The 13,050-nt window shown below is 58.6% G+C and carries 13 protein-coding genes; 3 read left to right on the top strand and 10 right to left on the bottom strand.

Annotation, left to right across the window (positions count from 1 at the left end; genetic code table 11):
* Positions 1 to 3 precede the first annotated feature (3 nt).
* From AABB31_RS11740 to AABB31_RS11725, 4 genes are all read right to left on the bottom strand, one after another.
* Positions 4 to 942 carry a transcriptional regulator GcvA gene (locus tag AABB31_RS11740; RefSeq protein WP_342077958.1) on the bottom strand — a complete coding sequence of 313 codons (939 nt, stop codon included), beginning with the start codon at positions 940 to 942 and terminating at the stop codon, positions 4 to 6.
* 314 nt (positions 943 to 1,256) lie between these two features.
* The gene (gene phbB / locus AABB31_RS11735; protein WP_342077959.1) at positions 1,257 to 1,982 is read right to left on the bottom strand and encodes an acetoacetyl-CoA reductase; all 726 of its coding nucleotides are present in this window, start codon (positions 1,980 to 1,982) and stop codon (positions 1,257 to 1,259) included.
* Positions 1,983 to 2,062: 80 nt separating this feature from the next.
* Positions 2,063 to 3,238 carry an acetyl-CoA C-acetyltransferase gene (locus AABB31_RS11730; protein ID WP_342077960.1) on the bottom strand — a complete coding sequence of 392 codons (1,176 nt, stop codon included), beginning with the start codon at positions 3,236 to 3,238 and terminating at the stop codon, positions 2,063 to 2,065.
* A 152-nt stretch (positions 3,239 to 3,390) separates the two neighbouring features.
* Complete coding sequence (locus tag AABB31_RS11725; protein ID WP_342077961.1) at positions 3,391 to 4,197, bottom strand: EAL domain-containing protein; 807 nt, start codon at positions 4,195 to 4,197, stop codon at positions 3,391 to 3,393.
* Between the two features lie 68 nt (positions 4,198 to 4,265).
* Between AABB31_RS11725 and AABB31_RS11720 the strand changes: the two genes are divergently transcribed.
* Positions 4,266 to 4,847: a DNA-3-methyladenine glycosylase I gene (locus AABB31_RS11720; RefSeq protein ID WP_342077962.1), complete on the top strand. Its 582-nt coding sequence runs from the start codon at positions 4,266 to 4,268 to the stop codon at positions 4,845 to 4,847.
* Positions 4,848 to 4,858: 11 nt separating this feature from the next.
* Here AABB31_RS11720 and AABB31_RS11715 read toward each other — a convergent pair whose 3' ends face one another.
* On the bottom strand, positions 4,859 to 5,707 hold the full coding sequence (locus AABB31_RS11715) for a sugar phosphate isomerase/epimerase (protein WP_342077963.1): 849 nt from the start codon (positions 5,705 to 5,707) through the stop codon (positions 4,859 to 4,861).
* 34 nt (positions 5,708 to 5,741) lie between these two features.
* A complete protein-coding gene (locus tag AABB31_RS11710; RefSeq protein WP_342077964.1) occupies positions 5,742 to 6,728 on the bottom strand; it encodes a fatty acid desaturase in 987 nt (328 codons plus the stop codon).
* A gap of 124 nt (positions 6,729 to 6,852) precedes the next feature.
* Here AABB31_RS11710 and AABB31_RS11705 point away from each other — a divergent pair, with 124 nt between their 5' ends.
* Positions 6,853 to 8,877: an FAD-dependent oxidoreductase gene (locus AABB31_RS11705; protein WP_373635780.1), complete on the top strand. Its 2,025-nt coding sequence runs from the start codon at positions 6,853 to 6,855 to the stop codon at positions 8,875 to 8,877.
* A gap of 196 nt (positions 8,878 to 9,073) precedes the next feature.
* Positions 9,074 to 9,979 carry a LysR family transcriptional regulator gene (locus AABB31_RS11700; RefSeq protein ID WP_342077965.1) on the top strand — a complete coding sequence of 302 codons (906 nt, stop codon included), beginning with the start codon at positions 9,074 to 9,076 and terminating at the stop codon, positions 9,977 to 9,979.
* Positions 9,980 to 10,059: 80 nt separating this feature from the next.
* Here AABB31_RS11700 and AABB31_RS11695 read toward each other — a convergent pair whose 3' ends face one another.
* From AABB31_RS11695 to AABB31_RS11680, 4 genes are read right to left on the bottom strand one after another with little or no spacing between them, the layout of a single operon-like run.
* Complete coding sequence (locus AABB31_RS11695) at positions 10,060 to 10,998, bottom strand: OmpA family protein (RefSeq protein WP_373635779.1); 939 nt, start codon at positions 10,996 to 10,998, stop codon at positions 10,060 to 10,062.
* On the bottom strand, positions 10,995 to 11,561 hold the full coding sequence (locus AABB31_RS11690; protein WP_342077967.1) for a peroxidase-related enzyme: 567 nt from the start codon (positions 11,559 to 11,561) through the stop codon (positions 10,995 to 10,997). Before AABB31_RS11690 ends, AABB31_RS11695 begins: the two co-directional genes overlap by 4 nt.
* Position 11,562: 1 nt before the next feature.
* Positions 11,563 to 12,291, bottom strand: coding sequence for a GNAT family N-acetyltransferase (locus AABB31_RS11685; RefSeq protein ID WP_342077968.1), 729 nt, complete (start codon positions 12,289 to 12,291; stop codon positions 11,563 to 11,565).
* Entirely contained in the window at positions 12,288 to 13,010 is a 723-nt protein-coding gene (locus AABB31_RS11680; RefSeq protein WP_342077969.1) for a molybdopterin-binding protein, read from the bottom strand. The genes AABB31_RS11685 and AABB31_RS11680 overlap by 4 nt, the downstream gene beginning before the upstream one ends.
* Between the last annotated feature and the right edge of the window lie 40 nt (positions 13,011 to 13,050).

Genomic DNA, 13,050 nt, shown 5'->3' with positions numbered 1-13,050 from the left:
CCTTCAAAGGTCGGTTGTTCGTAGCAATCGCCGGCCTTTTTCGAACTGACCTGACAACGCCGTTTCCGCGACAAGCCAATCGTAGAACGCCTTGATCTGCGGCCGGTTTTCCATCCCCTTCGGACAGACGAACCGAAACTGCGATTCAGGCACAAGCGCCAGATCGAATGGCGCCACCAGACGCCCGGCCTCGAGATCGCGCGAGGCAAGCAGAATGCGTCCCAGCACCACACCTGCCCCTGCGATGGCCGCGTCCAGCGCGTGATCCGCCTGCGAGAAGCGGGGGCCGTGGCTTGTATCAATGTCGAGGCCGGCAGCCTTGCACCATACCGGCCAGTCGCTGGGTGTTCGGAAGCCTGACATCGAATCGTCATGGATCAGAACTGCCTCTGCCAGATCGGCGGGTGTAGTGATTTGTTCGGCCAGTGCGGGCGACATCATCGGGGTCACCCATTCATGTGACAGGTCTGTGGCAAAGACATCCCGGTCACGGCCAAGACCAAATCGAATGGCCACATCAACCTCGTCCCGATCAAAATCGGCGATCCGCAGGCTGGCATTAAAGCGCAGTTCGATATCGGGATGTGCAAGCGCAAAAGTATAAAGCCGGGGCGCCAACCATTTCGAGGTGAATGCAGGACCCGCCGTGACCGTCAGGACCCCACTATTCGTGATGCGCCGTGTCTTGCGCCATGCCGCAGAAAGGGCCGCAAAAGCGTCTGCTGTGCCCGGGGCCAAGGCGCGACCGGCTTCGGTCAGTTCGACAGCGCGGTTCAACCGGCGAAAAACGGGTTGCCCCAGATCAGCCTCCAGCGCCTTGATCTGGTAGGACAAGGCCGCTGGCGTGACGTTCAATTCCTCTGCTGCCTTTGCAAAGGACATGTGACGGGCGGCGGCATCAAACGCGCGCAATGCGGTAAGCGGTGGTAATCTGTCATTCATCTTTCAGTTAAATACAGCTTAACTGAAGCAATAGGAAGTCTCGTTTGTCGCCATTCAAAAATAGCCCCATATTCAACCCATGCAGTGAAACACTGAAATGGAGTTTAATCATGATCGAGATCACAACCGATGATCGCATTCGCCAAGGTATCCGCAACGCCCATGAAGAACGTGGGCAGGCCGTGCGCGACGCATGGCGCTGGTTGACCGGCCGCGGCGGTAAGTAATTCGCTCCGGCTGTCCGGACTGGTAGCCGAACGAAAAAGGCCACGCCTGATCAGCGTGGCCTTTGTTACTTTCAGGTTTTGGCCGCGCTACGACATGTATTGCCCGCCATTGGCCGACAGGGTCGACCCGGTCACAAAGCCCGCATCATCCGAGACAAGGAACTGGACAGCGCGCGCGATCTCTGCGGCCTCGCCGAGGCGACCGACGGGAATTTGCGGCAGGATGACATCGTTCATCACCTTTTCGGGGATCGTGCTCATCATTTCGGTGTTGATGTAGCCGGGGGCAACAATGTTCACCGTGATGCCAGCCCGCGCGCCTTCCTGTGCGAGGGATTTGGTGAATCCAATATCGCCGGCCTTGGTTGCGGCATAGTTGGCCTGGGCAAACTGACCCTTTTGACCGTTGATCGAGCTGATTGTCACGATCCGCCCGAACTTGCGCTCGCGCATGCCGCCCCAGACATTGTGGGTCATGTTGAAAACACCATTAAGATTGGTGTCGATGCATTCATGCCATTGCTGCGGCGTCATCTTGTGGAATGGGGCATCGCGGGTGATACCTGCGTTATTCACCAGAATATCAACCGGGCCCAGATCAGCCTCGATCTGTTTGACGCCTGCGGCACAGGCCTCGTAGTCGGCGACGTTCCATTTATAGGTCTTGATGCCGGTTTCGGCTGTGAAGGCTGCGGCCTTTTCTTCATTGCCTGCGTAGGTCGCGGCAACGCTATAGCCTGCGTCTTTCAAAGCTGTGGAAATGGCCGCGCCGATACCGCGCGAGCCGCCTGTTACGAGTGCAACACGGGTCATGATATTCTCCTTCGGGGAATTCTATTACGTAATCTTGTTATCGTTGCGCCGCGCTGGGCGCAACAATATTGCGACGTGACTTAGGGGCGTTCGACGCAAAGTGCGACGCCCATACCGCCGCCGATGCAAAGCGTCGCGAGGCCCTTCTTGGCGTTGCGGCGTTTCATCTCGAACAGCAGCGTGTTCAGGACGCGGCAACCGGATGCGCCGATCGGGTGGCCGATGGCAATCGCGCCGCCGTTGACGTTCACGATGGCCGGATCCCAGCCCATGTCCTTGTTCACGGCACATGCCTGTGCGGCGAAGGCTTCGTTTGCTTCGACAAGGTCCAGGTCGTCAACGGACCAGCCAGCTTTTTCCAGCGCCTTGCGGGATGCGTAGATCGGGCCGACCCCCATCACTGACGGATCAAGGCCAGCCGTGGCGTAGGACGCGATCCGGGCCAACGGCTCGATCCCGCGCTTTTCGGCGTTTTCTGCGGACATCAGCAGTGTCGCTGCGGCACCATCGTTCAGGCCGGATGCGTTGGCAGCGGTCACAGACCCTTCCTTGGTAAAGGCGGGGCGCAGTTTCTGCATGGCTTCCATGGTTGCGCCGTGGCGGATGTATTCATCCTGATCAACGACGATGTCGCCCTTGCGGGTCTTGACGGTGAAGGCCCCGATTTCATCGGCAAACTTGCCAGCCTTCTGCGCGGCCTCGGCCTTGTTTTGCGATGCGACTGCAAATTCATCCTGCATGTCGCGGGTGATCTGCCATTGGTCAGCGACGTTCTCGGCGGTTTGGCCCATGTGGTAATTGTTGAACGCGTCCCACAGACCGTCGCGGATCATCGTGTCGATATATTTCATGTCACCCATCTTGTGGCCCGCGCGCAGGGCTGCGGCATGCGGGCTGAGTGTCATGTTTTCCTGCCCACCAGCGGCCACGATGTCGGCATCGCCAAGCTGGATATGCTGGGCGCCCAGCGCCACGGCACGCAGGCCGGATCCGCACACCTGGTTGATACCCCATGCGGCTGCTTCTTTGGGCAGGCCTGCGTTGATATGGGCCTGACGGGCGGGGTTTTGCCCCTGCGCGGCGGTCAGGACTTGCCCGAGGATCGTCTCGCTGACTTCGGATTTGTCGATACCGGCGCGGGCGACGACCTCTTCCAGAACGGCGGCGCCCAGGTCATGGGCAGGTGTGTTGGCAAATGCGCCACCAAAGCTGCCGACAGCGGTTCGTGCGGCAGATGCGATAACAACGTTGGTCATGAATTAGGTCCCTTTGAGTTTTTTCGCTTGGCAGGACGAGGCCATTTGCACGCTGTCAGGTGCGAGTCAGCCCCCACTGCCGCTCTTACGCCTTGTATTGCCTGGGGTGACCTAGGGCAAATCAAATCCCCTATGCAGCGGGTGCAACGGTATCAAAGTTCGAATTTCGGGACCCCGTAGAGATAGCCTTGCAGGCAATCGACGCCGATCTGACGCAGATATGCGGCCTCATCCTCCGTCTCGACCCCGTCGGCGATGGCAAACATCTCGAACTGATGTGCGACCGTTACAAGGGCTTCGGCCAAGACCTGATTGTCAGGGTCGTTCTGAATATTCTTGATGAAACTTTTGTCGATTTTCACAAGATCAAAGAAGAAGTCCTTAAGATATCGAAATGCGGTTAGCCCGGCCCCGAACCCGTCAAGTGCGAAGGCCACGCCCTTGGGCTGCATTTCCGCCATGAACCGGATCACGTTTTCATGCAGCATCATCGCAGAGGATTCGCTGATTTCGAAAATCAGCCGATCCCCAAGACTGTCCCTGTCCCGCAGCCCGCCATCCAGAATGCGCCGCCATTCGCCGTCCCCGATGGACCGGGCGGACAGATTGATGGATAACCGCAGCCCCGGAGTTTGTTTCAACAACCGCAGCGCAAGGTCGAGTGTGATGCAGTCAATCTGCCGTCCCATACCCGTTTCTTCGACCAATGGCATGAAATGGGCTGCCGGAATAATGCGCCCCGCCTCGTCCATCAGACGCACCAACCCTTCGTAAAAGGCGATCCGCGGCGGGGTCGCAGCAGTGACAATCGGATGAAATGCAAGCCGTGCACGGCCGGCGTCCAACGCCTCGCGCACAAGGTTCATGACATCGGCATCGCGGCTGGCCATTGCGTATTGCAATGGGTCCTGCAGCGCCTTGTCGTCGATTTCCGTCAGGGTCAGCGTAGCGTTTTGCATTGTCACCTTCCATCAAGCCGGGTCAAATATGGCCTACGGCGTGCTAAGATTGGATTAAGGATGCAACGATGGTGACAAGATGCGGTTGGGCGGGTGTGGATCCGACTTATGTGGCCTATCACGATACCGAATGGGGCGTGCCCGAATATGACAGCCGCGCCCTTTGGGAAAAGCTGATCCTGGATGGTTTTCAGGCGGGCCTGTCCTGGATCACCATTTTGAAAAAGCGTGACAATTTTCGCAATGCCTTTGCCGGGTTTGATCCGCATGAAATCGCGACATGGGGGTCTGAGGATGTTGACCGCCTGTTGGCTGATCCGGGCATCATCCGGCACCGTGGAAAGATCGAGGCGACAATTGGCAATGCGCGTGCCTGGCAGGACATCGAGGCGGCGCAAGGCTTTGATCAGTTTCTGTGGAACTACGTTGATGGCGTGCCTTTGCGCACCACTCTGGCTGACCGGGCGGCGATGCCGACGCAATCGGCGCTTTCGCTGCAAATCTCCAAGGACCTCAAGAAGGCCGGGTTCCGGTTTTGCGGGCCGACGATTGTCTATGCATTCATGGAAGCGACTGGCCTGATCAACAACCACCTGACGACGTGTTTCCGCCACGAACCCTGTGCGGCCATGGCCCGGCAGATGCCTTAGACCCCAGAGGGTCAGACCGTGTCATCGCCGCCGAGGTCGTCCCAGATGTCGCGAACCCATTGCATGATCACTTGCCCTTCGGCCCAGCGGTCGGACATTTCGCGCCCGTCAGGGCCGGTCATGGCATATTCAGGTGGCCCCAGTTCGCAGACAAAGATGCAATCGCCGGTCGCATTGCGCCTGCGCCAATCGGTAAGACCTTCGCGCCACCATGCCTTGAACAGATCGACCCATTTTTGATTTTGCGGAAAATCCAGCTGTAGCTGGATTTGCTGACGACTTGCGACGCGGCCCTGAAAACTGTCGGCGCGCTGTAAGATCCGGCTGATCAGCCCAAGGTCGTGATCGGACAGTGGGAACCAAAATTCCCGATCCACCACATAATGCGAAAGATCCGCACAGAGCCGCATATCCGGTATCCGCTTGAGCAGTTGCAGCGTGGTGTAAAGGTCGTTTGTGATGCAATTCCGATGGGTTTCAAACTGGACCGGTACGCCGATCCGGTCGGACATCGCCATCCAGGTTTCGATCACCGGGACCATATCATCCAACTCGATGGGCATTACCTGGCCGATCACATCGACAAAAGGCGCACCAAAATCGGCCGCCATATGCAACGTGTCCTCAAGGCTTTCGATGCTCTTGGGAAAGGCCACAATCAAAGGCGTCAGGTCATGCGCTTGCATATGCGGGCGCACGGCATGGGCCACGGCGACATCGGATGCCCCCAGATCAATCGCCATTCCGTCAAACCCGGCCTGGGCCACCATCGCGCAGACCTGATCATAGGGCAGTTTGATGCCCGTCTGGTCATGCGGCTGCATCGCCCAGAGCGAGGTGTAGATCTTTAGCTGGCGCATTGGCCATCGCGATCCGGATATGGCCGGGCCATGATCATTCTGCAGGGACGCGCGACACCCGGCCGCCACTGCGCGGGATCACCCATACTTCATCCATGGGATACTGGCTTTCGTCCTTGGCCATCAGCTTGGTGATCACCTCGCGCTGAAACTCGATCCAGCCCATCCGATGTACTGAACCTGCCTTGGCTTCGATCCGGCTATTGAGGTCGCGAAGCTTCCAGAATGGCACCGCCGGGAATGTATGATGCGCGGTGTGGTAAGGCATCTGCCAGCAGAGCCAGTTTTGCAACGGATTGGCCCGGGTGGATCGCGTATTTTCCAGAATGTCGTCTTCGTGGCTGAGCCCCAGATGTTCGATTGTGTTCTGCAATTGGTGGATGGGCTTGGTCAGCACCATCGGGATCAACCAAAAGGTCAGGGCGGCCCAAGATCCCAGAATGATCGACAGCAATGCGATCAACAGATAGCCCAGCATATGCAAACGGCTTTCGCGGATAACGCGCGCCTCTTCCTCGACCCGGATGAAGGGCTCGATAATGATCCCGCGGGCCCGGCGGATCAGCCCAAAGACCCGGTTGCGCCAATAGGTGATCCCGCTCAACCACAGCAGATAGGTTGTCAGCGTGTAGGGTTCGCGCACCAGTTCGCCATCACGTTCCCAATCCTGCGTATATTGGTGATGCGCAAAATGCATGATCTGATCGAAATCGCGGGGAAACAGCTGCACAAAACCGATCAGCCGCCCAAAGAGCGTGTTCAGTTTGCGGGTTTTGAAGACGGTTGCATGGGACAATTCATGCTGCGCGGCATAAAGAAAGTTCAAAAGGACCCCCAGCACCAGCCCGGTGATCAGCATCCAGCCGGTTCCCATCACCTGCGCATGCAGGATGCCGATCAGCAGGATCGCACCAAGATGGCTTGCCATTTGCAGCCCGCCGCGCAGATCGGACCGTTCGGACAAGGCCCGCAATTCTGTCGGGGTCAGCAATTTGCGCCGTGAAAAACTTGCGTCCATCATGATACTCCTTCCCCGCACTACCCTAGCAGCCTGTCAAAAGCTTTCAATGCAGGCAATGACGCGGCGTTTGGGGGTGACCTTCGGGTCAGGCTTCGCCAAACTCTGCCCAAATGGGAGGCGCATCATGACCGATTATCCACATCTTCTGGCACCGCTTGATCTGGGTTTTACCACGCTCAAGAACCGGGTCCTGATGGGGTCGATGCATACCGGGCTGGAGGAAACCAAGGATTGGAACCGTGTTGCGGAATTCTATGCCGCACGGGCGCGGGGGGGTGTGGCCCTGATGGTCACCGGTGGCATGGCCCCCAATCCCGAAGGCGGGGTCTTTCCCGGGGCGGCCGGCCTTTATACTGATGATGACATTGCCAACCACCGGATCGTCACGGACCGCGTGCATGCGGCCGATGGGAAGATCGCGATGCAGATCCTGCATGCGGGGCGTTACGCATACGCGCCCAATTGCGTGGCACCCTCGGCGATCAAATCCCCGATTTCGCCATTTCCACCCAAGGAACTTGATGCCGATGGGATCGAAAAGCAGATAGCTGATATCGTCACAGCCGCAACCCGGGCCAGACAAGCCGGTTATGACGGTGTCGAGGTGATGGGGTCTGAGGGGTATTTCATCAACCAGTTCCTTGTCACCCATACCAACAAGCGAACGGATGAATGGGGCGGGTCCTATGAAAACCGGATGCGTCTGCCGGTCGAGATCGTGCGCCGGGTCCGGGCTGCCGTGGGGCCTGATTTCATTGTGATCTACCGATTGTCGATGATTGATCTTGTGCCGAATGGATCCACCTGGGCGGAGATCGTGCAATTGGCCAAGGCGATAGAGGCTGCTGGCGCGACAATCCTGAACACGGGCATCGGTTGGCACGAGGCGCGCATCCCGACGATTGCCACCTCTGTGCCGCGCCGGGCCTTTACATGGGTCACCAAGAAGCTGATGGGCGAGGTGCAGATCCCGATCATCACCTCCAACCGGATCAACATGCCCGACGTGGCCGAAGGGGTTCTGGCCGATGGTTGCGCGGATATGGTCAGCATGGCCCGCCCATTCCTTGCCGATCCGGATTTCGTGGCCAAGTCCATGGCCGGTAAACCTGCCGAGATTGCCCCTTGTATCGCCTGCAATCAGGCCTGCCTTGATCATACATTTGGTGGCAAGCTGTCGTCATGTCTGGTCAATCCGCTGGCCTGCCATGAGACCGAGCTGACCATTACCCCTGCCGCAGCCCCCAAGACCGTTGCGGTTGTGGGCGCTGGTCCTGCGGGTTTGTCTGCCGCACTGACCGCGGCTGAACGCGGCCATGCGGTCACCCTTTTTGACAAGGCGCAGGAACTGGGTGGTCAATTGAACATGGCCAAGCAGGTGCCGGGCAAGGAAGAATTCTGGGGGCTTGTAGACTACTACAAAACCATGGTGGCCAAGGCGGGGATCACCCTGAAACTGGGGATGACAGCCACGACGGATGGGCTGGCTGAATTTGACGAGATCATTATTGCGACCGGTGTTGCCCCACGTGATCCGGCGATACCGGGGCAGGATGGGCCGAATGTGTTGTCTTATATTGATGTGCTGCGGGGGAAGGCCCCGGTTGGCAAAAACGTGGCGATCATCGGCGCAGGTGGGATCGGCTTTGATGTGGCCGAATTTCTGGTGACCGATGACAGCCCGACAGAGAACCTTGATGAATGGCTGGCCGAATGGGGTGTGGGGGACCCGGCACAGACGCGCGGCGGGCTGCGGCCCGAGGGGCCGAAACCGGATGGACCGGCCCGCGCGGTGACCCTGCTCCAGCGCAAATCAGAAAAACTGGGCAAGCGGCTGGGCAAGACAACCGGTTGGATCCACCGGGCGGCTTTGCAGATGAAGAACGTGCAGATGATCGGCGGCGTGAATTACGAGCGGATTGATGGGGACGGATTGCATGTCTCAAGCGGGGAGGGACGTGAAAACCCCCGACTGATCGCGGCAGATACGATCATTCTATGTGCAGGGCAGGTCCCCGAAAGGTCACTTGCCGACTCGCTTATTGCGGCTGGCAGAAACGTCCATGTGATCGGCGGCGCGGATGTTGCGGCTGAATTGGACGCAAAGCGGGCCATTGATCAAGGCACGCGTTTGGCGGCAAGTCTTTAACCATCATTCGGCCAAGAATCCTCACCGAATTAAGACGTTACGTCAAACTTGTCTCAAATGCCGAACAGCGAATCAGCTGTTTCCGAAGTCGCATCAAATACCGAGATACCCCGTTATTGTCAGGCATTGGTCCCATTCCTGCCTGATTTCAAGACCATCAAAGTCCCTATAAGTTTTATCGGTTTAGGAAACGAGTATGGATCGTCTTACGGAAATGGAGGCCTTTGCCACGGTTGTTGACCAGGGCGGGTTTACAGACGCCGCAAAGAAGATGGGGATATCCAAATCCGCCGTCTCCAAACACGTCTCCTCGCTTGAGGCCCGTCTTGGCGCGCGCCTTCTGAACCGGACGACCCGCCGGGTCAGCCCCACCGAAATCGGATTGGCCTATTATGACCGGGCCCGCCGCGTCCTGAATGATGCGGGCGAGGCTGATGCGCTGGTCACATCCATGCAATCGGCGCCGTCGGGGCTGTTGCGGATCAGTGTTGCAACCGATTTTGGTGTGAACCACCTGTCGCCTGTCCTGGGTGACTTTCTGACCGAATTTCCGGATATCACCGTCAATATGGTGTTGAATAATCGTTATGTCGAATTGATCTCTGAAGGGTTCGACATGGCTGTGCGTATCGGCGAACTGGAGGACAGCACATTGCGCGCGCGCAAGCTGACCGAAACCAACAAACGCATGATCGCAAGCCCCGCTTACTTCGAGCAGTACGGGCGGCCTGAAAAGATCGACGATTTGAACGATCACAAGCTGCTCCACTATTCCAACCAAGCCAACTCTGCCGTTTGGAAACTGACCGCGCCATCGGGCGAAAAGCGTCAGGTGCGCACGGCAGGCTGGCTGACAGTCAATGACGGGCAATCATTGCTGAATGCGTGTATCGGCGGGCTTGGCATCGCATATCTGCCAAGCTTCCTTTACGCGGACGCCTTGCGCAGCGGGCTGGTCGAAGAGGCCATCCCCGATCTGCCGCAGGAAACCCAAGGTATTTACGCGGTCTATCCTCCGGGCCGCTTCACACAGCCAAAGGTCCGGGCGTTTATTGATTTCCTCGTGCATGCATTTGCCGAGAAGGGCCCCGATACCTGGTAGGCCCAACAGAATTTTCCCAAGGTGCTTGTCACCCTACTGGCGCGGCCGTGTTTTTTGGCCGCGCTTTTTTTGCGGGCAACCTATTCTTCTGTTGATGTGATGATGACCTCGACCCGGCGGTTGGTCTCGCGTCCGTCTTCGGTCAGATTGTTGGCGATGGGCGCGAGATATCCCATACCTTCGGCCTCCAGCTGTCTGCGGCTGATGCCGTATTGGCCCACCAGCCGTTCCAGAACCGACGCAGCACGCCGTTTGGACAGGGCGATGTTGCCTGCCAGCGATCCGGACGCATCCGTATGTCCGACAAGTGCCACAGTGCGATTGGGGTTTGCAGTCAGGTAGTCCGCCAGCGACTGCAGCGATGCAAACGGCCCCTCGCCCAACTGTGACGAGCCGGTCGCAAAGGACAAATCGTCAAGAACGACATGCCCGTTCAGGTCAAGCTTGGTCTCGAAATTGCTATCAGGCGCTGTAGTATTGCCGCGCAGGGGCGCCGAACTGGCCCGGGCGATGTCAACATCCGGTGCCGTGGGTGGCCGGACCACCGTGACCTGCACATACCCTGCTTGTGCGGTCCGGCTGACAAACAGGCTGACATATTCCGTCCCCCCCTGCACGACGCGCCGGGCTGCCAGAAACCTGAAATCGCCCAGATTGATCTTCATTTCCGGTGGCGGCAGCGTCCTGACACCAAACCGAAAGTCGAAACCACCGCAGGCCTCTGTCTGGCATTCGAAAATCACCCGAAACCGGTCATTGCGCAATTGTTCGCGCAGGGGCCGGAGCAATTGCAGGGTAGTCAGTGACTGGGCATTGATACGCCAGGCCTGGACGGTCAGCTCGCCTTCGATTGTGGCGGTTGGCATGGTGCCATTCTCCCAGATGCCAATCGGCATCTGGTAGCTGTCCAGCGGGTTGCCTTGTGTGATCTGAAGGCTTGCATTGCTTGGAAAATCAAGAGTTTGCGCAGATCCCGGACCCGCGAGCAGCGCTATCAGACCAAGGTAGCATCTGATCATCGCGCTTGGGCGTGATACGCTTCGTTCGGGCGCATATCCGTGGCGGATGCAACCCGGTTGCTCATGTTGAAAAACCCGGTGACGGCGGCGATGTCCCAGATGTCCCGGTCGCTGAAACCCACCTGCCGCAGGGCGTCGCGATCACTTTCGTCGATTTTCGCACTGGACAGTGTCATCATCTCCGCAAAATGAAGCATGGCAGTCTGCCGTGCGTCCAGATCAGCCACGCGCCAGTTCATCACCAGCATTTCCCCTAATTGCGGGTCCCCTGACAATGCGCGGACAGCCGCACCATGGGCCGTCAGGCAATAGTAGCATTTGTTGATTGACGACACGACAACCGCGATCATCTCGCGTTCCAGCTTGGTCAGGCCGGACTCCGCAAGCATGACGTCATTATAAAGCGTGGTGAATGCGTTCAGCTTGTCGATATCAAAGGCATAGGCCTGCAGGACATTTGGGATCATGCCTAGCTTGTCCTGACAAATATCAAAATACTTTTGCGTCGCCTCGGGCAGGGGATCAACCATCGGCAAATCAAGGGCGGTGGGCTCTTTGGTCAAGTCATTCCTCCGGCAGGATGCGATAGTGGTACTGTCCCACAAGTGACATGCCGAGGGAAGCATAGAGCGTATTGGCCGCCGCGTTCTCTTGCGTGGTGACAAGGGTCAGATACGCCGCGCCCTTTGATTGCGCCCAGAATGCTGCGGCACGGGTCAGATATGTCGCGAGGCCTTTGCGGCGATGTGCGCCGGCGACTTCCAGCGCATGGATCATCGCGCAGTCGCCCGCGATCCCAACATAGGCCGTCCCCGCCGGCCGGTCATCAAGCCGGCCCAGCAGGGCGGTTTTGGGCGGACGGGCGCGATCCATGACCGCGATCCGGCCCGGGCCGATCCCGCCCGCGGCCCAGATATCTGTCTGCACGGTCAGTGGTGGCCAGACTTCGAATGTCGTAACGGGCGGCGGCCTTTGGGTGGCAATGGCGCTAACCTCGGCGGCGTACATGTTGACGGGGTCCTTGATGGCGTAGCCGCGCGCCGCCAGCATCGCATCAAGCGCATCATCACCTTCGCGGATCATGAAGAGCGGGCTTTGAAAAGCCTCGCGCATGGCGTCTTCGGCCGCTGCAATATCGCCCGCCTGTGGCGTTTGCTCGGCCGTAGCGGCGCTGACCCGGCTACTGCCGCTGTCATCCAGCCGCACGATCCAGGGGCCCACGGCCTGTTTGGCCGATGGGGGCCATGTCCCTTCAATCACGGCATAGAGTTTTTGCGCGTCGGGCAGCGTCATTCAGGGAAAATCTGTTGCAGGGCGGTCATGGCACTGTCCAGACGGGCGGGGTCATTTGCCCGCAAGACGATGCTTGATCCATAAATACCGTCCTTTTGAAACGGGTAGGATCCAACCGAAAGATCCGCAAATTCGGTGGCGAAGGTGCCAAGTGGTTCGGCAATATCGCCCTCGCCGCGCATCACCCGCAAGGTGCGTGACAATAGCGGCGCGCCGCCTGTCAGCGTCGGCAGGACACTGGCGACCATGGCCCGAAACACAGATGGGACCCCTGCCATGACATGCACATGGCCCAAGGTGAAACCCGGGGCCACGCTGACCGGGTTGTCGATTAATGTTGCGCCATCGGGAATACGGGCCATGCGCAGCCGGGCGGCATTCAATTCCTGCCCGTTGCGATCATAATGGGCCTGCAACAAGACGCGCGCGTCATCGCGAATATCAATCGCTGCCCCAAAGGCCGCAGCGATGCAATCTGCAGTGATATCGTCATGGGTCGGGCCGATCCCGCCGCTGGTAAAGACGGTGTCATAGGTATCCGCAAGCGCCTTGACCGCGGCCGTGATCGCAGGCGCGTCATCGCTGACCACACGGACCTCCTTTAGGTCGATGCCGGCCTGGGTCAGTTCGCCCGCCAAATGGTGCATATTTGCGTCGCGCGTGCGGCCTGACAAAATCTCGTCCCCGATGACCAGCATCGCGGCAGTGGGGTTTGGCATCCTTGGGTTCTCCTTCGCGTTTCAAGCGGTTATAGAGCGG

This window comes from Yoonia sp. SS1-5, assembly GCF_038443705.2.
In the GTDB taxonomy this organism is placed as follows: domain Bacteria; phylum Pseudomonadota; class Alphaproteobacteria; order Rhodobacterales; family Rhodobacteraceae; genus Yoonia; species Yoonia rhodophyticola.
This window is presented reverse-complemented; position numbering and strand designations above follow the sequence as displayed.

Excerpts from the sequence above, each read along its gene's own strand:
- AABB31_RS11720 (WP_342077962.1), top strand. The coding sequence starts at position 4,266 with ATGGTGACAAGATGCGGTTGGGCGGGTGTGGATCCGACTTATGTGGCC.
- AABB31_RS11715 (WP_342077963.1), bottom strand. The coding sequence starts at position 5,707 with ATGCGCCAGCTAAAGATCTACACCTCGCTCTGGGCGATGCAGCCGCAT.
- AABB31_RS11695 (WP_373635779.1), bottom strand. The coding sequence starts at position 10,998 with ATGATCAGATGCTACCTTGGTCTGATAGCGCTGCTCGCGGGTCCGGGA.
- AABB31_RS11725 (WP_342077961.1), bottom strand. The coding sequence starts at position 4,197 with ATGCAAAACGCTACGCTGACCCTGACGGAAATCGACGACAAGGCGCTG.
- AABB31_RS11680 (WP_342077969.1), bottom strand. The coding sequence starts at position 13,010 with ATGCCAAACCCCACTGCCGCGATGCTGGTCATCGGGGACGAGATTTTG.
- AABB31_RS11685 (WP_342077968.1), bottom strand. The coding sequence starts at position 12,291 with ATGACGCTGCCCGACGCGCAAAAACTCTATGCCGTGATTGAAGGGACA.
- AABB31_RS11705 (WP_373635780.1), top strand. The coding sequence starts at position 6,853 with ATGACCGATTATCCACATCTTCTGGCACCGCTTGATCTGGGTTTTACC.
- AABB31_RS11700 (WP_342077965.1), top strand. The coding sequence starts at position 9,074 with ATGGATCGTCTTACGGAAATGGAGGCCTTTGCCACGGTTGTTGACCAG.
- AABB31_RS11740 (WP_342077958.1), bottom strand. The coding sequence starts at position 942 with ATGAATGACAGATTACCACCGCTTACCGCATTGCGCGCGTTTGATGCC.
- phbB (WP_342077959.1), bottom strand. The coding sequence starts at position 1,982 with ATGACCCGTGTTGCACTCGTAACAGGCGGCTCGCGCGGTATCGGCGCG.
- AABB31_RS11710 (WP_342077964.1), bottom strand. The coding sequence starts at position 6,728 with ATGATGGACGCAAGTTTTTCACGGCGCAAATTGCTGACCCCGACAGAA.
- AABB31_RS11730 (WP_342077960.1), bottom strand. The coding sequence starts at position 3,238 with ATGACCAACGTTGTTATCGCATCTGCCGCACGAACCGCTGTCGGCAGC.